Here is a 19,939-nt window from a genome sequence, read left to right as displayed (position 1 = left end):
CACCCCCACGCGCCGCCCGCACCTTGGCCTACGCCTTGCCCACCGTCCGCCTGGTGCGCCCCGCCAGGCCGGCTGGGTTGTGGAGCTTGCCCCCGGCGGGGGCAGTGTCGATACCGCCGGAACTGCTCCCGCACCATCCCCCCGCGTGCGGTTGAGCTGCCGGCCGCCGGGCCGTCCCTTCACCCCCTCAAAGGGGCGGCCCGGCACCCCGACCCCGGCACCCGCGCCCCGCACCCGGGCGTGGCCGTGTTGATCGCGCTAACCGCCCCCCCCTCGCGCTCACCGCCCGCCTGCACTGGCCCCCTGTCCGAAAGGGAACGCGATGACTGCCCCCGCCGCTGTGTACGCACGCTGCCACCTGGACGACCTCACCCTGCGCCTAGCCCGCCGCGCCCTGCACACCGCCCGCTTCTGGTGGCAGGAAGCCTCCGCCCCCCTGTCCTCCTACCAGCCCGGCCAGTGCCGCCGGTGGGCCCGCGAGGCCCTGGCCGACGCCACCCGGCTCCGCCGCCAACTCACCGCACTGCGCGCCCTGCCCCACCGCCACGTCAGCCGCGAGCAGTGGGCACGCATCACCGCCCACGCCACCGACCCCGCCACCACCCGGCGAACCGGCTGACCCCCCGGCAGGCCCCCCAACCCCCCGCGCCCCGCCCCGGGCGCGGGGGCTGACCCGTTCCCCGCCCGCCGCGCCCGGCACGACGCCGCCCGCCACCCCCGGCACGAGCCCGCCCGCCGCGCCCGGCGCGACGCCGCCCGCCACCCCCGGCACGAGCCCGCCCGCCGCGCCCGGCGCGACGCCGCCCGTGTTCGGCTGCCGTCCCCGAAACCCCGGGTGACGGACTCGGTTGCCCCCCTAACCCCTGGCCCCGTCACGGTCCGCACCGGCCGGACCCCGCCCCCTCTTGAGGCGAGTCCGGCCCCCACCCTCCCGGACCGAAAAGGGCACCGCACATGACCAGCCTCCCGCACACCCCCGCCATCACGATCCGGCCCGTGCAAGCCGACGAACTCGACACCTACTTCGACCTCACCCTCCTCGTCGACCTCCACATCCCCGCCGACCACCTCCCCGCCCTGAAGGACACCCTGGGTGAGGCCCTGATGGACGAGAGGGGACCGTTCTCCCACGGCTTCAACCACTTCCTGTTCGCCGAAACCGCCGACGGCACCCCCGTCGGCGCCATCCACGTCGGCCCGGCCCGATGGATGCTGGAGCGGCAGATCCCCGCCCACACCCGCCGCGCCCTCATCGAGCGGGTCTCCAACATCGACACCATCTCCGTCCACCCCGACCACCGCCGCCAGGGCATCGCATCCACCCTCATGGCCCGCGTCGAAACCGACTTCCGCGACGCCGGATACCGGGCGCTGACCCTGCGCCACGAACACGACAAGAAGCGCTTCTTCACCGCCCACGGCTACACCAGCCTCCCGCACCTGGTGGTGGACCTGCCGCCCTTCGGACTGTTCACCCACTACGACCCGGCCTGGAAGTACGCCGTCAAGCCGCTCGACCCCACCGTCACCTTCACCTCCCAGCGCGGCCTCACGACCGTCACCGGCCTCCTCGCCTAACCCCCCCCCGGCACGCCCCGCCCACGGCCCCCGCCCCCGTCCCGCGACCGGGGAGGGGGCCGACGCGTACCCCCATCCGCCGCTGCTTGCCGCGCTAACACCCAAGCCTTCGACCGTGTGGCCCGTCACGCCCACCGCGCCCCGCACCCCGCCCGCTCCCGCTCCCGCGCCCCACCGCCCGGCCGCGCCCGGCCCGGCCGCCCCACCGCCCGTCTCCTCGCCGCCCCCGCAGCCGGTCCTCCGCGCCCGGCCGGGGGTGCCGCCCGGCCGCGCCGCTGGCCCCCGGGCGCCGCCCCCGCGCGTCCGGCCTCCGGCGGCTGCCCGCGCGGCCGGCGGGATGCGAACCGTTGCGGCGATAGCAAGGACGCCGAGCATGCTCCCCGCACCACCCACCCCGGCCACCGACTACCGGCCGCCGGGAACCCCGACCCCGCCACCCCCGGCACGACCATCCACCACCCCACCCCAACCGGAACGGAGCCCACCCGTGCGCAGCTACGCCACCGCCCAGCACATCGGCGGCCGCACCACCCAGTGCGACGCCACCGCCGTCCGCACCGCCCCCGACGGCGCCCGCGCTTTCGTCCTCCTCGACGGAATCGGCTCCACCGAAGCGGTACGCGACTTCACCCGCCAATCGGCCGTACGCCTGGCCCAGAGCGCTGCCCGCCGCGGTGACGCCGTCTCCGCCCTGCGCCACCTCTACGAGCGCCTCGCCGCCGACCCCGACCGCCAGGACCCCTACCAGCGCCGCCACATGCCCGCCGCGGCTGCCGTCGTCGCGGTCACCGCCCCCGGCCGGCCCCTCACTGTCGCCTGGTGCGGCGACTGCCGCGCCTACCTCCTGCGGCGCGGTATCACCCGCCGCCTCACCGACGACCACAACCTTCGCCGCGTCCACCCGCCCACCGCTCTCCACCCCGAGAACGGCAACCGCAACGTCATCACCTCCTACCTCGGCTCCACCCACACCGACGCCGAAGCGATGAACCTCTACCGGCATCCCGCGATCGAGTCCACGACCGTCGAGAGCACCGACGGTTGCCGTCTCCTCCTCGCCTCCGACGGCGCCTACGAACCCCACGAAGACGTCGGACACGACCTGTACACCGAACTCGACGACGACCCGCTGACCCGCACCGTCCGCAACTTCGTCAGCCTCGCCATCGACACCGCCCGCACCAAACTCCCCGCCGACGAACACCACTACGTCGACAATGCCACCGCCCTCCTCGCCGACCTCACCCCCTGACCCCCGACACCCGCTCCGGCACCCGCCCACGGCCCCGGCCTCGTCCCGCGACGGGCCCGGGGCCGCCCCGCACCCCCCGGGGCACCGCCCACGGGTGCGGAGCCCAGCACCCACCGACCACACCCCCGCCGACTCCGCCCGCCGGCTTGCGGTCTTAACGCCCGCACCCCCGACCGTGTGGCCCGCCGCGCCCCCGCGCCGGCACACCCCCGGCCAGCACCGCTCACACGAAGGGGAACCCCCTATGACCACCCAGCACGCCCCGGCCGTCACCAGCCCGGCCGACGCCAGCCACGCCCAGCACGCCCCGGCCGACACCGGTCCGGCCGGTCAGCCCCCCGCGGACATCGCGTACGCGTTCCTCGTCCCCGGCCTGATCACCCTCCACACCACCGCCCCCACCGAGACCGCAGCGCGACAGGCACTGGCAGGGGACGGCGCAACCACCATCGACCTTGACGACCTCCACCTGACGGTCGGCTGTCTGACCATCACCGGCCTCGACCTGATCCCGGCCGCCGCGAAACTCGACAAGATCGGCGACACCCTCGCCGACGACTCGCTCCCCGACGCCGACTTCCACATCTCCGACATCGCCCGCGTGGCTGCCCGCACCCTCGGCCGCCACTGGACCGCGACCGCCGGAACCTACGCGGTCACCGGCTACCTGGAGAACAACAGGCGAGGCACCGGCATCTACACCCTGTCCGTGGTCGAGGGCACCCTCCAACTCCAGCATGAGCAGTGGCCCGAACCCTGCGCCGAGTTCGACGGCGACCACCTGACCCTGCTCGGCGAAGCCGTCGCGTCCGCGGTCCTGGACGACCTGTGCCGCAACGAGGACTGCGGCCAGTCCACGGCCGACGGCGAAGGCCGCGACGGAGAGTGCGGCAACTGCGCCGACCGCACCGCCCGCACCGCCCGCACCGCCCGTAAAGCCCCCAGACCGCAGACGACTGACGCCCCACCCTCGGCCCCGCCCCCAAACGTCCCGGGCGGGGCCGCCGCTCCGCGTACGCCAGGGCCGGGGCCGCTCCGCAATACGCCGGCATCTTGCCCGACTAGCCCCCCGGCATCCCACCCTCAAACCCGCCGCGCCCGCCCCGGCACCCGCCGCACGGGTGGCCCCGCGCACCCCCCGTCCCTCCCCACCCATGCCAGGGACCGACATGCCCAAGCCCACCCCCGCCGTCCCCGACAGCACCGAACCGGACACCACCTGCCAGGAGACGCGGCGCCTGCTCGCCCTGCCCGCCGAGCAACGCCCCGACTGGCTCAACGAGTTCCTCGGCGACATGACCATCCCGCCCATCCCCACCAACCCCTCCTGGAGGTCGCCATGGCCAACACCGCCCACGGCAAGAAGAACGCCCGGCTTCACTTCCCCCTCGACCGTGTGCTCGCCGCCGCCGAACACGCCGCCGCCGCACCCTCACACCAGCTCGGCTACGGCGAAACCGAAGCCGCGCCCCGCCTGTGGTGGATCAAGAGCGACGGCACCTGCCTCATGAGCAACGGCCGAACCCCCACCAGCACCCCCGGCACCCCCGACGACAGCGAGTACCTGCCCACCACCGTCCACGCCGACGGCTGGGGACCGGGCACCGACGCCCGCTCCATCCTCGGCGGCGACGACTTCCGCCAGTCCATCGAACTGACCCGCCCCCTCGACGAGAACGGCACCACCCTGCTCGGCATGCTCCGTGACGCCGCCGCCCGTGACGCCACCCGCTTCAGCCTGCACGCCGTCTTCGACGACCGCCACATGGAACTGACCTACATCACCGAATAGGCGACCAGCGCCCCCCACCGGCCCCACGCCCGGACACCCCTGCGGCCCCACACCCCGGACACCCGTCCCCGGTGCGGGGCCGCCCCGCGTGTTTCCCGCCTGGGGCACCCGCCATCCCAGCCCATATCCCGCCCCCCGGCACCCCGGCCCCGCACCCGCTCCCGCACCCAGCCCAGGCCGCCTACCGTCCCGAGCGAAACCCGCGCCCAGGCCCAGACACACAACCAGAAAAGAGGGGGAGCGCCGTGAGGCACGAGACCACCATCAACAAACTCGCCCAGTTCGCCGGTCTCTTCAGCACCGTCGACCACATCACGGTCCCCGAGACCAACCCGGACACCGACATCACCGAGGAGGTCACCCTCCCCCCACCCCTCATCCGCCGCACCCAACGCCGCGACGACACCACCTGGTGGATCCTCACCCCACCCGGCATCCACGAACGCATCTTCGTCGCCGACCACGCCCCCGTCACCGTCTACCTCAAAGACGCAGGCCCCCACCGCTTCACCGGCCACCTCCCCCCACAACAGGCCGCCACACCCCAGCAGGCCCCCGCGCCCGCCGCCTGGCCACACCAGCCCGCCACAGCCGCCCCAGGTGCGCCGGCCGCCTACCCGCCCCAGCAGCCGACGCACGCCCCCCAGGCCACCCCACAGCGGCCCGCCGCCCCCTGGTCAACCCAGCAGCCCCACAGCTGAACCACCCGGCCCCGACACCCCGGCACTCCCACACCCCAGCCCCGGCCACCGCCCCCGCGGTAGCCGGGGCCGCTCCACACCCGCCTCGCCTTCGTCCGCGCGCGATCAGACCGCCAGCCGCGCCGGTACGGCATCCGCCCGCCCGTAGGCGAGCACCTGAGCAAGGACCTCCCGGAAGACGGCGACATCTTCGGCCGGTGCCTCGATGACCGCTTCAATTTCACCGTCATCCAGGCGAAGGCTCTCCAACGATTCCGGATCCAGCACAACACGAAGGACATTGCCCACCAGGACGGCCTCTCGTACGCACCCGTAGGCGGTCCCCTGCCCGGCCGTGACCAGACAGTGCGTATCCATCCCCCGAGCGACCTCTTGATCGTCGGGCTCCGCCTCACCCGCCATGAACAGCAAGACGAAGCCGCTGCCGTCCTCGCCCTCCGCCAGACCCGCCTCAGTGAAGTAGCCCTCAGGATCGATCTCCGCGCCGGCAGCGCGAGCAGTGAATCGAAACGTCATGACGCCGGTTGTATCAGCACGACCGGACAGAGCCCGCCCCGCGGCAGCCGGGGCCGCCTCATACCCCCAGCACCCCCGCCGTCACCGGGACGACTCCGGCCACCCCGACCCCGCCCCGCCCCCACCCGGCGCCCCCGAGGACCCCGCCGGCGCACCAGGCGCACCCGGGGGAGCGGCCGGAGGAACGGACCCGGCCGCCGGGGGAGCGGCCGGAGCCGTCACCGGGGGAGCGGCGACCGGCACCGCGCCCGCGCCGCGCGACACCGCGCCCGCCCGCTCCCACCCACCGTCCCGCCCCTGCTCACCACCCAGCCCGCCCACCGTCTCCTGTAGCGACGCTTCCCCCAGGGCCGCAGCCTTCCCCGAGGCGGCCGCCTTCGCCGGGGCGGCCGCGTTCCCCTTCCCCGGCGCAGACCCCGACGCCGAGTCTTCCGCGGCCATCACCTCGCGCCCCAGCCGCCGCAACTCCTTGACCCGCTCCACCCCCACACCCAACCGCTGCCCGCACCCGGCCACCGTCTCCCCGGCCTCACCCATCGCCAGCACGACCCGCGCCGCCACCACGCGCGCCGCCTCGATCCGCACCCGGCCACGCTCCCGCACCCGGGCCACTTCCTCCTCCACCTCGGCCACCACCGCCGCCTCGTCCTCCACCGCCAACTCGAAGTCCGCCACCCACTCGTCGAACGCCGCCTCCCGCCGCAACCGCTCCGCCTCCGCCGCAGCCGCCACCCGCCGCCGCTCCGCCACCCGCGCCGCGGCACGCTCCAACGCAGCCTTCCGCCGCACCAGCACCGCGCCGCCCTTCCCCTTGGTCCGGCCTGACGCCACCACAAGCCACCTCCCGGCCATCGCCGCGCCCACCCCGGTGGCGGGCCGCGCCCGGCCAGTCTCAGACCCCCGCACCCCCGCCAGCCCGGCACCAGCGCCCACGTCCCAGGCCGTAACACGCCCGCCGCCGCGCCCGGTCCCGCTCACGGGACGACGACGGCACCAGGTGGCGGAGAAGCCACCCGGCAGGGGCTGCTCCGGGTGATGGGTGATTCCGGAGGCCGGGGTGTCGGTGGACGGCCGGTGGTCTGGCAGGCCGGGGGAGTCGGGTCGGTGGCGGTGGTGGTGAGGGTGTGGGTGTGTGGTCCGCCGGCCGGTGGCGGGTCGATTCCCGTACACCTCTGGCATTTTTGACGCCCCGCCCGTGCTCGAAGGGCCTTGTCCCCTCTGGCGGGACACGTTCGAAGGTCGTTTCTCGGGCCCTGGGAAGTTTGAGGCCCGAAGCCGCCCTCCGCCCGCGCCGGGCTTGTACGCGGTGATCTTCTGGCCTGGTGGGGATGACAGCGAACGCGTTCACCGCGGGCCGGGAGCGCTATTACCGGCTGGGTATCGCCCGTGGTGACGGTGCCCCCGGGGCTGAGCTGACGGTGTCCTCCAGCGTGCCCGGGGTGCCGCCCGGGGTCTGGCACGGGCAGGCCGCGGCTGCTTTGGGGCTGGCCGGGCTGGTGAGCGACGCGCAGATGCGGGCCTTGTTCGGGCTCGGCATGCATCCCGATGCCGTGGCGATCGTCGCCCAGCACTTGAGCGAGGGCGATTCGCTCAAGCAGGCGATGAGGGCGGCCAAGCTCGGCCCGGCCGTGCCGCGCCTGAGGGAAGTCTCGCCGCTCGACAGGGAGATCGAGCAGGTCCTGGAGCAGGTCGGTGAGCGGTTGTGCCGGCCGCTGACGAAGGCCGAGACGCGGCAGGTGCGGATGCGGTGCGCGGGGCGCGCGTTCGAGGCCGAGTACCACCGTGCTCCGGCTGACGGTGCCGAGCTGGGCCGGTACCTGGCCGCCCGCAGCGGGCCCCAGCGCCGTGCGATCACCGGCTACGACCTGACCTTCTCCAACGAGGAACTGTCGCTGCTGTTCGCGCTCGGCGGCCCCGACGTTCGCAGGACCGTCCTCGAGGCCTTGGCCCAGGCGCGCTCGGAGACCCTGGCCTGGATCGAGGACAACGCCCTCGCGGTGCGCACGGGTCCGGGCGGCGTGGCTCAGCTACGGGCCGAACCGGGGCTGCTGGCCACCGTCTACCTGCACTACGAATCCCGCGCGGGCGATCCGATGCTGCACGAGCACGTGGTCATCTCCCCGCGAGTGAAGGGCCCTGACGGGCGCTGGCGCAACCTGGACTCCCGCCTCCTGCTGCGCGACGTCGTGGCCGCCAGCGAGCTGTTCAACCAGCGGGCCCTCGAGCTCGTCTGCTCCCGTCTCGGCCTGGCGACCGAAGAGGTCGAGGTCACCCCCGGGCAGCGGCCGGTGATGCGCATCGTCGGGATCGACCGGCGGCTGCGCGCCGTGTTCGCGCAGCGCTCCCACACGGTGCGCACGATGGCCGACGCCCTCTTCGACGCCTACCGGCGCCGCCACGGCCGCCAGCCCGCAACTGCGGCCCGCACCCGGCTGCAGTGGCAGGCCACCGTGAAGACCCGCCCGCCCAAGCGACGAGCCCGCTCCCTTGACGACCTGCTCGCCGACTGGCGCAGCCGCGCGATCGCCGTCACCGACCACACGACCGTCGACAACCTGCTAGCCACCGCCCGCGCCGCGGCCCGCAACCGGCCCGCCCCGGCCGCCTTCGACCTCACCGCGGCGGCCGACGAAGTCCTGGCCGCGGTGACCGAGCGGCGTACGACGTTCCGCCGCCGTCACGTGCTGGCCGAGGCCCGCCGCTACCTGATGCGGACCCTGGCCGGGGCCACCGCCCCGCCCGGCGCGGCGGAGGAGATCACCGACCGGGTCCTCGCCCACGGCGACTGCGTGGACATCACCCCGCCCGAGATCAACCCCCCGCACCCCGACCTCACGCGTGCGGACGGCACGTCCGTCTACCGGCCGATTGGCTCGCAGACTTTCACCACCCACTCCCTGCTGGCCGCCGAGAACCGGCTCCTGGCCGCCGCCCGCACCAGCGTCATCCCGCCCGTCGGCCGGGGCGCCTTCGCCCGCGTCGCTGCCCTGCACCGTGGCCCCATGGACGCCGGGCAGCGCGCGCTGGCCTCCTCCTTCGCCTGCTCCGAGCAGTTGCTGCTGGCAGGCCTCGGCCCGGCCGGCGCCGGAAAGACCACCGCGATGCGGCTGGTCGCTGCGGCCGTCGACGCGGCCGGCGGACGCTTGATCCCCCTCGCCCCGTCCTCCCGCGCGGCGAAAGTCCTCGGCGACGACCTCCAACGGCGCGCCCACACCCTGCACTCCTGGCTCCACCAGCGCACCCGCCTACCCGACGCGAAGCAGGGCGGGAGGGACGACTTCCGGCTGCGCCCGGGCGATGTTGTTCTGGTCGACGAGGCGGGCATGGCGGGCACCCTCCTGCTCGATCGGGTCCTCGCCGACGCGGCGGCCGCGGGGGCGGTGGTGCGCCTGCTCGGCGACCCGCACCAGCTCGCCGCCGTCGAGGCCGGCGGAGCGCTCCGGCTGATCTCCCGTGCGGCCGGGGGCACGGTCGAACTCGACCGGCTGCACCGCTTCCGCGTCCCCGGCGAGGCCGACGCCTCCCTAATCCTGCGCGACGGTGACGACCACAGGGCCGCGTTCTCTTGGTACCGGGACAAGGGCCGGATCGTCGCCGGAAACCACGACGCGATGTCCGATGCCGTCTTCACCGCCTGGGCCAGCGACCTCACCAAGGGACTGTCCTCGTTGATGACGGCCGCCGACACGGCGACCGTGACCGCCCTCAACCAGCGGGCGCAGGCCTGGCACATCGCCGCCGGCACCGTCGACACCGGCCAGGCTGCCGCGCTGCGCGCCGGACAGCATGCGCATGTGGGCGATGTGATCGTCACGCGTCTCAACCGGCGCCGCATGCTCGTGCGCGGCGGACGGGACTTCGTGAAGAACGGCGACACCTGGAGGGTCACCAAGATCCTGCCCGACGGCGACGCGATAGTCCGCCACACCCGGCACCGCGGCCGTATCCGGCTGCCCGCCGACTACCTCGCGAGCCAGTGCGAGCTCGGCTACGCCTCCACCATTCACCGCGCCCAGGGCATGACGGTCGACACCTCCCATGCGCTGGCCTCCGCCCGCTCCACCCGCGAAGGCGTCTACGTCCAACTCACCCGCGGCACCCGCACCAACCGCCTCTACGTCGCCCTCGACGACGGCGACCACCTCGACGACGTCCTCGCATCCATCGCCGCCCGGCGCCGCGCCCAGCTCTCGGCGACCGAGTCGATCACCGCGCTGCAGCGCGAGATCAGCGCGCCCGGGCAGCTGTCCGCCGAGTTCGCCGACGTCGCCGAGCGCGCGACCACCGCCCGGCTGACCGGCCTGCTCGAGCACACCCTCGGCGCGGACCGAGCCGCGACGTTCCTGGCCGCCGACGCCTACCCCGCCCTCATCCGCGCCCTCCACACCGCCGAACGGGCCCGGTTCGACCTGCCCCGCCTGCTGACTCGCACGGTGCCCGCGCGGGGCTTCACCGACGCCGACGACCCCTCGGCCCTGCTGACCTGGCGGCTGCGCCAGCACCTCAACGAGGCCACCGAAGCCCAACGCGACGACCGGCCGCGCCCGCTGGCCGCGCTCACGCTGACCCAGCTGCACACCCTGACCCAGCTTGCTGCCTCCCACCGCGCCGTGGCCCGTGAAGCGCTCAAGGCCGCCGACGCCGCCTTCACCCACCTGCCCGCCCCCGTCACCACCCGCGCCGGCCACACCCATCCCGCCTGGGATCAGCGCCCCCTGGGCGGCCTTTCCCGCCGCGAGCTCGCCGCCCACCTGGCCACCGTCCGCACCCAACTCCGCCACACCCAAGCCGACAGGACCGAGCTGTCGGCGGCCGCCCGGCACCACATCACCGACCTCGCCCGCGAGTCCCAGCTACGCCGCGCCCTGACCTGGCGCGACCGCGCCCGCGAGGACTTCCAACGCGAACAGGCCACCCGCGCGGCCGCTCCCGGCGCCACTTCCCTGGCTCAGGTCCGCCGCACCCTAGCCACCCGGCGCGCCACAACGGCCGACCGCCTGCGCCAAGCACGTGCCGCGCTGGCCCGCGCCGACGCCGTCTCCGACAAGGTCTACGCCGAACTCCGCTTCCGCGAGCGCCTGCCCGACCACGCCCCGCACCGCCCCCACCACCGCGGCGAGATACCCGATTGGGTCGCCGACTCCCACGCCCTGACCCACCCCGACACCCCCGCCCACTGGGCTACGTACCTCGCCGAACGTCACCGTGTCCTGGCCCGCTCGCTGGCCGACCGCGGCCACATCCTGGCCGCTGTCCCGCTCGCCTGGGCCCGCCCCCTCGGCACGCCGCCGCCCACCAGCTCCGCCCGGCGCCGCCATGTCTGGGCCACCACGGCCGCTCTCGTGGAGCTGTGGCGCACCCGCCACGCCATCACCGGTGTGCCGGGACTGGGCACGCGCCCCGCCGACCCGGACGACGCCGCCGCGTGGGACGACCTCGATGCCCGGGTGCGCGCCCTGACCGGGCGCCGCCGCCCGCTGCACCTGCCGCCACCCGACGCCCCCGCCTCCGTCATGATCGCCGCGGCCCTCGACCACCTCGACGCGCCGCCGCCCGGCGGACCCCTGCCCGACCACCCGGCCCTGCGCGACCCCCTCGGCATCGCCCCCCTGTCCTACGGCGCGCTGGACGCGCGCCCGGCGCGGCGCGCCCTGGCCGCCGTCCTCGCCGGCGAGCCCCTGCCGGAGGCGTGGATGGAGGAGATCACCGCCCCCGGTAAGGACGACGAGGACGAGCAGCAGTCCTACACCCGGCTGTTGACCGCCATCAGCGACTACCGGCGCCGACACCACCGCGCCGGTCCCGACGTCCTCGGGCCTCGCCCGGCAGGCCTGGACGGTGAAGACTGGGACCACCTCACCGACGCCATCGACCTCTACACCCACGCCCGCGTCCAGCACCGCCTGGAACAGATGCGGGCCCGCACCACCGCCGAACGCGCCGCCCTGCTGCCGCCCACCTCACCCCTGCGCCAGGAGCCCCCACCGCCCACCAGCGGTCCCGGCCACCGTCCCCCAACCCGGTGACGGTCTGCCGGGGCTGCCCGCTACCGCCTCGATGCGTGCGGAGCCACTTCGATAGCGCCATCGGAGCAAACCGGATGCCCCTACGGCAGGCGGGTAGCCCATAGTGGACCGACACCACCCGTTCCACCCTTCGATGAATGGACGATGCCCGCGTGACGACCGCGCACACCGACATCCCGGCACCGAGGTGGCGGGCCTCATACTCCTGACGCCGGATGGAGACGAGTGAACTCTTCAGCGAGCATGCCCATCATGACGAGATCGTGGTGCTGACCGGCGAAGAACACGTGTTCTCGCAGGCGGCCTTCCTCGACGAAACCGAGCCGCTGGTGCAAGGCCAGCGAACCCGCGTTGTGCGCGAAGACACGTGCTTGGCACTTGTGATAGCGCCGCTCGGCGAACATGAACCGCAGCAGCATCACCACGGCTTCTGACGCGTAACCCTTGTGCCGATGGTCAGCGCCGATCATGACGCCGTACTCGAACCAGCCAGCACGAGGGTCGGCGTGGTACGTGCCGATCGTGCCGACTATCTCTCCCAAGTCCGCGGCCACGATGGCCAGCTGAAAGCACTCGCCGCCGGGATCGGCACTTGCCTGCTCTCTGGCCCACGCGCGGTAGTCCTCGGCCGAACGAGGTGGATACAGCACGTCCCCCAACCGTTCCTGCTCGGCGGCAAAGCGCATGCACGCCGTCCAGTCATCGGGTTCGATGCCGCGCAGGCGTATCCGGGTGCCGGTCCAGAAAGATGCCATGCCTCATTCGATCATGCTGGAGTGGACACCGTCCAAGGGCTCATCACGGTTGCGCGCACCGTCATCGTCAACCACGTGATCCCTCCGGGCACAGCCGGTGCGGCATGCGCCGCGGACAGCACCGCGGCCGCGTGGGGACACCCGATGCGGGAACAATCCCTGCTGCCCTCGTGACAGACGGGTGGCACATAGTGGACCGACACACCCGTTTCACCCTTCGATGAATGGACGATGCCCGCGTGACGACCGCGCACACCGAAACCCCCACCGACCGCGTCCCGGGGCGGGCCTGGACGATCCGGCTCACCGGGCACAGCGACCGCTCCGCCACCGTCTCCTGCACCACCGCGGCCTGCCGGATGCCACCGCGCTCCAAGGACCTGGCCGCGCTGCGCGCGTTCGCCGCGCAACACGCCGCCGCACACGCGAAGGCGGCCACCGTCCGCCCCAACGCCTGGTGCCACTGCGGCTCCACCCGGTGCGAGGCACACCCGGACACCAGTACGCACTGCGCCGGCGCCGTGACCCTCATCCTGCGTCACGACCCCACCGTGGGCCGCGTGTGGACCATCGAAGAAGTCTGCGCCGCCTGCGCCCCGCTGATCCCGCACACCACCGTCGTCGCCCGCGCCGCGCGCCCCCGCCCCTCGGTCGAACAGCCGGCCGCCGCGGTGCCGGCTCCCGCCCGGGCAAGGTGTCCCCGGCGGCTTCTCCTCACCCGGCACGGCGCCCGCCGACGGCGCTCCGGCACCCGGCCGCCGCTCGGGCCGGCGCACGCAGCGCCCGCAGCGTCGACGCACCGGCCAACGCTGACAGCGGCGGGCCTGGGGGAGAACGTATAGAAGAGCCAGGTTTCCGTGGCTTGCTGGCGGAGGCAGGCGACCGGAAGACAGACGCGGAGCGGGAGAACCGCGGCGCGCCATACGGCTCAGGCTCGCCCGCGGCACACGCCCTGACCGCTGCCGCGCGAGCCACGTCTTACGGGGGCCGTGCCGCCGGTCGCGGGTCCGTCCGTGGCTACGGGACCCCGGCCCTGTCCGGACAGTGGATTAAGGTCGGTCCCGAGGAAATCGATCTTGACTCCTGTCCGGGAGGACCGCCCGTGCCGACGACGGCTTTCGACGAGAGCGAACGGCTGATCTGGGCGGGCCGGGGCCCTGCCTACGTCGACAGCTTCGCCAAGCTGTGCGCCTACCCCGTACCGCGGTTGCTCGATGCCGCGGGGTGGGACCGGACGTGCGTGTACTGGACGTCGGCACGGGATCGGGCACGGTCGCCGCCGCCGCGTGTGCGCGGGGCGCGACCGTGACGGCCGTCGACGCGGAGCCCACCATGGTCGAACTGGCCCGACGGGCAGCCCCCGAGGCCGACGTACGACTGGCTGCGCTGCCCGCACTCCCATTTAAGGCGGAGGAGTTCGACGCTGTCGTCGCCAACTTCGTGCTGAACCACGTCGGTCGGCCCAAGGACACGTTGGTCGAGCTGCGCCGCGTCGTGCGGCCGGGTGGCTGGATCGCGCTGACCATATGGGCGGCGCCGCCGGCCGCGGGGCAGGCTCTGATCGGGCGCGCGATCCAGGCGGCGGGCGCGGTACGGTCGCCCCGCCTGCCCGCGGGAGTCGCCGCCGAGGACGACTTTCGCCGCGACGAGAGCGGCCTGACCGGCCTGCTGGAGGCGGCGCACCTGCGCGAGGCGGAATGCGGCACCCTGCGCTGGGAGCACCGCGCGAGCCCCGAGGAGTGGTGGAGCGGCCCCGCGGGCGGTGTCGCCTTCGGCGGCCAGATGCTGCGCAGCCAGACGCCCCAGATCCAGGCGGAGATCAAGCGCCACTTCGACGCCCTGAGCACCGAGTTCGCGACCGAGGACGGCCTGTTGACCCTGCCCCACGCGGCCCTGCTCGCCCGAGCACGCCACTGACGACGCCCGAGCGCCATCCCACATGGGGCGAAGGCGCCTGTCAGTGCCGGCCGCCACACTGTCCGCATGCCTGCCACGGATCAACAGGACCCCACGGATCGGCCCCGCGCACACCTACTGGAGCTGGTCGGCGCCATCGCCCCCTGGGACGCCCTGGAGCGGACCCATCTGACGGCCGCCACCCGGTGGCTCGCCGGCCAAGCGGCCGTGTACCGGGTGCGCAAGCCGGACGTACCGGCGACACACCTGGTCTGCTACTTCGTCGTGCGCGACGACAGACGCGGACGACTGCTCCTCGTCGCCCACCGCAAAGCCGGGCTCTGGCTGCCTGCGGGGGGCCACGTCGAGCCCGATGAGGACCCCTGGGACACGGTGGTCCGGGAATGCCGTGAGGAACTGGGCGTCGAGGCGGTGGCATCGCCGGTCACCGGCGAACGCCCCCTCTTCCTTACCGTCACCCCGACCAAAGAACGGCGTCCGCACACCGATGTCTCGCTCTGGTACCTCCTCGACGCCGACCTCGACACCATCACGTCGTACGACGAGGGCGAGTTCGACGCGATCCGGTGGCTGACCGAGGAACAGGTGCTCCAGGAGCAGGAGGAGACCCTGGACCCCCACATGCACCGCTTCGTCCGCAAGCTGCGGCACACCCGCGCCACGCCACCGTGACACCACCGGAGCGCCGGCACAGCATGCATCAGGCCGAGCGGCCGACAGCCTCTGCCCCCGGCCGCTCCACCACAGCAAGGACCGCGCCCGTACCGACCGGACCGGGCAGCACCCCCGGCTCACTTGTGTCCGTCTTCCGTGGCGCCCTCCTCGTGCCACGGCCGGGCCTGGTCCGCTGCGGGCCGCCGTCCAGACCCGTCATGCGCCCACGTCAGCGGCCGGATCGAGAACGAGTGCGCGGAACTTGAGCTCACTCCACTCGAACCCGTCGTGTTCAGCGGATTCGTCGATCCCGATCGCATCACGAACCTGCTGGCGGCACTGAACCGGATGGGCCTGTCCTTCACCATCGAGTTTGCTGATCACATCGACCCAGAACGCCTGCGCGCCCAGCACCAGTAGAGGAACCCTGCATGCGGCACCTCATCCCCGCATTCGCTCTCGCCGCCCTCCGACGCGGACAGCAGATCGAGCAGTTCCTCGGCAGGGTGGAACGCGATGGTCACCGAGGGCTGCGGTGGATCGCCCTCAGCCCCGGCTCTTCCGGTGTGACGATCTATGTGAGTGATGTCGAAGACGTCGGCACCGACAACTTCTTCGACATCACCGAGTTCCCGCCCCTGGACCCCGAGGAGGAGACGTGGGGACGGACGATCGCGGTCCTGGCCGCCCGTGAGGATGCCTTGCACCTTGCCGAACGTGACCTCTCCGCAGACCCCCAACGCTGGGTCAACCAGGGCATCGTCTGCGACGAGTACGAGGACTTCCGCAAGATGCACCCGTGATGTTTCGGCTGCCGCACGACCTCACGGACCATGCTCGGAACATCCACTCCGTAGGTGCCAGTGGGCAGCTGCTGCTCGATGGCGCGCTCGACCACGGCGATCAGCCGGTCGCGTCTCTGCGCCCTGTCACACGGCCGGGCTCTCTTCGCCGAGATCCGCCTGCCGGGCCCGGAACAACGAGGTGATCGTGACCGCGTCGGTGATCTGACCGTTCACCACCATCTGTTCCGCCTCGGTGAACGCGACCGTGCGCGCGGGCGGATGCCGGTGCCGGGCCCGAGTTCGCCCACGCGGTCGATGCGCGCGGCGTACAGCATTACACCTCGGCCAGGATCGCCGGGTCCGGGTGGACCCGGCCCAGGCCGATCAGGTCCGAGGCGTTCGCCCCGAGCAGGTCCTGCAGCTGTCCGGCCGCGTTCTGGGCGTCGTCCTCGTCCGCGGTTCCGGCGCCCCTGACGATCTCCCACTGCCAGGTGCGGGCCGCGTGCCGAACCGGTCGACGAGCACGACCTGGCCGTCCAGCAACGCAAGGACGGCCACGGACGGCTCCGGCCGCACGGGGACGATCCGCAGTCGGCGGTGGTGCTGCCCGTCCGGGAGGACCACCGGGTCCTCGAGGCCCACCCGCGCCTCGTCCCGGTGCAGAACCTGCCCCTCGGCCATCGGCCAGCGCATGATGTCGATCGCCCCGTCGCCGGGCGAACTCGAGAACCATGCGGGACGTGTGTCACGCATATGCGCGTACGCGGACTCGGGCGTGTGGTCCATCAGGTCGCCGACCTCGGCGGGCAGGGTGAGAAGCGAGCGGCGCAGCGGCACGGCGCGGCGGTGCGGGGGCTCACGTCATCGGCTCCGTACGGATCGCTCAAGGCGGCAGGTGCCACCCCATCTACGCCCGCCCGAGCCGCCGCAGACCACCCGGACACCTGACGCGCCGCCGGGCGGGACGATCTCCCCGAACGACCCGGTTGCGCCTCCCGTCCCACGAACGTGCCGACCGGACGCTGCCACCGCCCCGGGCACCGGATGGCGCCCGGCGGATTCGGCCTGCGGGGGAGAGCGCGGCCACGTCGCGGAGCCAGCAGGTGGGACCGCTGCTGCTGGCAGGTGCCGTCAGCGTCGTCGGCCGGCCGGGAGCAGCGGTGCGGCCCACCGGACCCGTGAGGCGGACCGGTAAGGCGCGTTGCCGCACCAGAGGCTGCGACGGATGTCCGGCCCCGACCGTGGAAGGGGAAGCGGCGTTGAAGCCGCCTGCGTGCCCTGTTGGGCTTCTCTCACCCAGCGGTATCCCCGTGCCGCTGCCCATCGCCCGCACGGCGTGCGCCCTGACGAGCCCGCCGTGCGGGCGCCCCCTCCCGCGAGACAACTCGGCTCGACCCCCATGGCAGAGGCAGGCAGGCGATGGCCCACGCGCAGGTCCGTGACGTCCCCCGCACCACAGACGCGCCGGCCCGCGTACCCCAGCCGTTCCCCCCGCCCGCACCAGTCGACGGCCCGCGGCCGTCATCCAGCCCGCCGACGTTCCTCGACGTGCTGCGCCACCGGTACTGCGGCCGGCTGCTGATCGCCTCGGTGACCGGGCGCCTGTCGCTGGGTATGGTGCCTGTCGCCCTGATCCTGGCGGCACAGGCGGACGGCCACTCCCTGGCGAGCGCCGGCCTGCTGGCGGCGCTCTACGGCATCGCCCCGGCGCTCGGACTGCCGCTGCTGGGACGGCTGGCCGACCTGCGCGGCCTGCTCCTGCCCTGCTACCTCGGCGCCGCCCTGGTCGCCTCCGCGCTCAGCACCCTGACGGTAGCGGGCACCGCCCACCTGCCGCTGGCCGCCTTGTGCGTCGCCCTGGCAGGAGCCGGATGCCCACCACTGGAGGGCGCACTGCGCTCCCTGTGGCCCTGCGTCCTGCCCGACGACGCACACGTCCGGACCGCCTACACCCTGGACTCCTCCACCCAGCAGATCGTCTACGCCACCGGCCCCGCCCTGGCCATCGCGATCGCCACCTGGCTCTCTCCGGCCGCGGCCCTCGTCCTGGCCGCCGCCGCGACCGTGGCGGGCTCCCTCGCCTTCGCCACCACCCCACCCGCCCGCATCTGGCGCGCCGCACCACGTCACCGCGAGCGGCTCGGCGTCCTGCGCCCACCCGCCATGCGCCCCCTGCTGTGCTCCCTGGTCTTCCTCGGCGCCACGGTCGGCGCCCTGGACGTCGCCGCGGTCGCCGCGGCCGACCGGCGGGACGCCTCCTGGCTGGCGGGCACGCTGCCCGCCGCGTTCTCCGCCGCCGGGCTCCTCGGCGGCGTCCTCTTCGCTCGCTTCCAGCCCACCACCCCCCGGCCGCGTCACCTGATGCTGCTGGGCGCCGTATACGCGGCCTGCTGGCTCCCTCTGCTCGCCCCGCTTCCCGCCCCCGCGGTCCTCCTCCTGACGCTGCTGCCGGGCAGCGTGTTCGTTCCCCTGCTCACCGTCGCCAGCCTGACCGTCACCGCCCTCACCCCGCCGGGCACGTCCACTGAAGCGGTCGGCTGGATGTCCAGCGCGATCCGTCTCGGCCTGGCCGGCGGCGCAGCCCTGGCCGGCCCCCTCAGCGGCCACTTCACCGTTCCGCTGACGGCCGCCGCCGGCTGCGCACTGCTGCTCTCCGCCTGCACCGCGCCCGCACCCGCAGCCACCCCGATGTGAGAGGAGCCGCCCCCGGCACCTGGCTTTGGTCACGGGTTTCGGTTCTGGCTCAGCTTGTGTGGTGGCACCACTGTGCGTGACAACCGAGCGTGGACCGGGCCGAGGGCTTGATCCACCGCGTTACAGGGCGATCAGTCCGGCAGCCGTCTCCTTGAAGCCACAGCCATCGAAATAGAACGAACGCAGGTGCTCCTCGAAGTCGACGTGAAGCCACTCGCACTTCGCGACACGGGCTTCTGCGGCCGCAGTTGCGACGAGCGCGGCTCCGACTCCTCTCGACCGGCAAGGTTGCGCGACCACTGTGTCGAGGATGAAGGCATGAACTCCGCCGTCCCAGACAACGTTGACGAAGCCGATCAGAGAGCCGTCTTCCCATGCGCAGACCCAGCCGAGGCTGTGGCGCTGCAGTCGTGCTCGCCAGTCGGTCTGCGCGACCGGATGGCCGAAACCATCGGCGTGTAGCGCGTTGAGGGAGGCGTTGTCGAAGTCACCCCGCCACTCGTACTTGATCGTCACGCGCCGATCGTAGGTCCGTGCCGAGCCTGGTACTGACCGGATTACGGAGTGAGGAGGCCCCGCTTGCGCAGCAGTTGAAATCCGGCGCGGCCGAACATCTGGCGCTTGAGGATCTTGATTCGGTTGGCACGTTCTGCGCCGATCCCATGCGCAAGGCCCGGACGCGGCGGGCGGCTGCACCGGCCCGGAGACGGTGGAGCACTGGACGTCCTCGGTCGCCGGCCGCCCCGTCCCCGACACCCATCTCGCCTACGCCTCCTACATCGTGGGCAAGTGCGGCCAGACCCGCAGCGCAGGTTGCCGCGGTCGACGCGGCCGTGTACGAGTCGCTGGCCGGCGGCGCCTGCGGCATCGACGGCGCCCGCGGCAAGCAGCGTCTGGCCTACCCGGAAGTGGACCCGTCCACCCGGAGGCCGGCGCTCGGTTTCCTGGCCGAAGCCAAGAAGTACGCGGGCCCTTACCGGGAGCGATCACGTGTACGCATTTTCCGGGCTGCACTCTGCCCCCCTTCGGGGTGGAGCAAGCCCGGCCGGAAGACTGATTTTCCGGCTCTCCGCGTGACGCCACCCACGAGAGGCAGGTCACGTCCTAAGCGGGATCGTAGAGCCGCACAGCGGTCTGACGCAGCGGAAAGCCACGGAATGACCGAATTGGGCAATTTCTACGCTCTTGGGTAGTAGGTCACATTCTTGCTTCCTGTTTTCGCGGTCGCTAACCATGTCTCTCGTCGCCGCAAGCAGCGGGTCGGGCCGG

16 protein-coding genes and 1 pseudogene are annotated in these 19,939 nt (G+C 73.2%); 11 read left to right on the top strand and 6 right to left on the bottom strand.

What is annotated here, in order from left to right; genetic code table 11:
- The first annotated feature begins 322 nt into the window (after positions 1–322).
- The 5 genes from ACFQ9Z_RS38725 to ACFQ9Z_RS38705 all read left to right on the top strand — a co-directional run bounded on the left by ACFQ9Z_RS38725 (position 323) and on the right by ACFQ9Z_RS38705 (position 5,323).
- Complete coding sequence (locus tag ACFQ9Z_RS38725; protein ID WP_383031577.1) at positions 323–619, top strand: hypothetical protein; 297 nt, start codon at positions 323–325, stop codon at positions 617–619.
- A 335-nt stretch (positions 620–954) separates the two neighbouring features.
- Complete coding sequence (locus ACFQ9Z_RS38720; protein WP_383031573.1) at positions 955–1,578, top strand: GNAT family N-acetyltransferase; 624 nt, start codon at positions 955–957, stop codon at positions 1,576–1,578.
- 487 nt (positions 1,579–2,065) lie between these two features.
- Positions 2,066–2,830 carry a PP2C family protein-serine/threonine phosphatase gene (locus tag ACFQ9Z_RS38715; RefSeq protein WP_383031568.1) on the top strand — a complete coding sequence of 255 codons (765 nt, stop codon included), beginning with the start codon at positions 2,066–2,068 and terminating at the stop codon, positions 2,828–2,830.
- A gap of 244 nt (positions 2,831–3,074) precedes the next feature.
- Positions 3,075–4,622: a hypothetical protein gene (locus ACFQ9Z_RS38710; protein WP_383031565.1), complete on the top strand. Its 1,548-nt coding sequence runs from the start codon at positions 3,075–3,077 to the stop codon at positions 4,620–4,622.
- Positions 4,623–4,867: 245 nt separating this feature from the next.
- Complete coding sequence (locus tag ACFQ9Z_RS38705) at positions 4,868–5,323, top strand: hypothetical protein (protein ID WP_383031562.1); 456 nt, start codon at positions 4,868–4,870, stop codon at positions 5,321–5,323.
- A gap of 105 nt (positions 5,324–5,428) precedes the next feature.
- On the opposite strand, the gene ACFQ9Z_RS38700 is transcribed toward ACFQ9Z_RS38705, so the two are convergent.
- Positions 5,429–5,839 (bottom strand): hypothetical protein, encoded by a 411-nt coding sequence (locus ACFQ9Z_RS38700; RefSeq protein ID WP_383031559.1) that lies wholly within the window; start codon positions 5,837–5,839, stop codon positions 5,429–5,431.
- Between the two features lie 81 nt (positions 5,840–5,920).
- Entirely contained in the window at positions 5,921–6,670 is a 750-nt protein-coding gene (locus ACFQ9Z_RS38695; RefSeq protein WP_383031556.1) for a hypothetical protein, read from the bottom strand.
- Positions 6,671–7,167: 497 nt separating this feature from the next.
- On the opposite strand from ACFQ9Z_RS38695, the gene mobF reads away from it, so the two are divergent.
- On the top strand, positions 7,168–11,865 hold the full coding sequence (gene mobF / locus ACFQ9Z_RS38690) for a MobF family relaxase (protein WP_383031553.1): 4,698 nt from the start codon (positions 7,168–7,170) through the stop codon (positions 11,863–11,865).
- A gap of 197 nt (positions 11,866–12,062) precedes the next feature.
- Here the strand turns inward: mobF and ACFQ9Z_RS38685 are convergent, their stop codons facing one another.
- Complete coding sequence (locus ACFQ9Z_RS38685) at positions 12,063–12,620, bottom strand: GNAT family N-acetyltransferase (RefSeq protein ID WP_383031548.1); 558 nt, start codon at positions 12,618–12,620, stop codon at positions 12,063–12,065.
- A 224-nt stretch (positions 12,621–12,844) separates the two neighbouring features.
- On the opposite strand from ACFQ9Z_RS38685, the gene ACFQ9Z_RS38680 reads away from it, so the two are divergent.
- The 3 genes and pseudogenes from ACFQ9Z_RS38680 (at position 12,845) to ACFQ9Z_RS38670 (ending at position 15,209) form a co-directional block, all read left to right on the top strand.
- Positions 12,845–13,462: a hypothetical protein gene (locus ACFQ9Z_RS38680; protein WP_383031545.1), complete on the top strand. Its 618-nt coding sequence runs from the start codon at positions 12,845–12,847 to the stop codon at positions 13,460–13,462.
- Positions 13,463–13,722: 260 nt separating this feature from the next.
- A pseudogene (locus ACFQ9Z_RS38675) lies at positions 13,723–14,537 on the top strand (class I SAM-dependent methyltransferase).
- A 66-nt stretch (positions 14,538–14,603) separates the two neighbouring features.
- Positions 14,604–15,209 (top strand): NUDIX domain-containing protein, encoded by a 606-nt coding sequence (locus ACFQ9Z_RS38670; RefSeq protein WP_383031542.1) that lies wholly within the window; start codon positions 14,604–14,606, stop codon positions 15,207–15,209.
- 198 nt (positions 15,210–15,407) lie between these two features.
- Here the strand turns inward: ACFQ9Z_RS38670 and ACFQ9Z_RS38665 are convergent, their stop codons facing one another.
- Positions 15,408–15,605: a hypothetical protein gene (locus tag ACFQ9Z_RS38665; protein ID WP_383031539.1), complete on the bottom strand. Its 198-nt coding sequence runs from the start codon at positions 15,603–15,605 to the stop codon at positions 15,408–15,410.
- 17 nt (positions 15,606–15,622) lie between these two features.
- On the opposite strand from ACFQ9Z_RS38665, the gene ACFQ9Z_RS38660 reads away from it, so the two are divergent.
- Positions 15,623–15,994, top strand: coding sequence for a hypothetical protein (locus ACFQ9Z_RS38660; protein ID WP_383031534.1), 372 nt, complete (start codon positions 15,623–15,625; stop codon positions 15,992–15,994).
- A gap of 366 nt (positions 15,995–16,360) precedes the next feature.
- Here ACFQ9Z_RS38660 and ACFQ9Z_RS38655 read toward each other — a convergent pair whose 3' ends face one another.
- Entirely contained in the window at positions 16,361–16,813 is a 453-nt protein-coding gene (locus ACFQ9Z_RS38655; protein ID WP_383031532.1) for a hypothetical protein, read from the bottom strand.
- 582 nt (positions 16,814–17,395) lie between these two features.
- Here ACFQ9Z_RS38655 and ACFQ9Z_RS38650 point away from each other — a divergent pair.
- On the top strand, positions 17,396–18,670 hold the full coding sequence (locus tag ACFQ9Z_RS38650) for an MFS transporter (RefSeq protein WP_383031527.1): 1,275 nt from the start codon (positions 17,396–17,398) through the stop codon (positions 18,668–18,670).
- Positions 18,671–18,790: 120 nt separating this feature from the next.
- Here the strand turns inward: ACFQ9Z_RS38650 and ACFQ9Z_RS38645 are convergent, their stop codons facing one another.
- On the bottom strand, positions 18,791–19,186 hold the full coding sequence (locus tag ACFQ9Z_RS38645) for a GNAT family N-acetyltransferase (RefSeq protein ID WP_383031524.1): 396 nt from the start codon (positions 19,184–19,186) through the stop codon (positions 18,791–18,793).
- Positions 19,187–19,939: the final 753 nt, after the last annotated feature.

It is taken from the genome of Streptomyces sp. NPDC056580, assembly GCF_042793175.1.
Taxonomy (GTDB): Bacteria; Actinomycetota; Actinomycetes; order Streptomycetales; family Streptomycetaceae; genus Streptomyces.
Note: the sequence above shows the minus strand (reverse complement) of the source record. Positions and strands in the feature narration are given on the sequence as shown.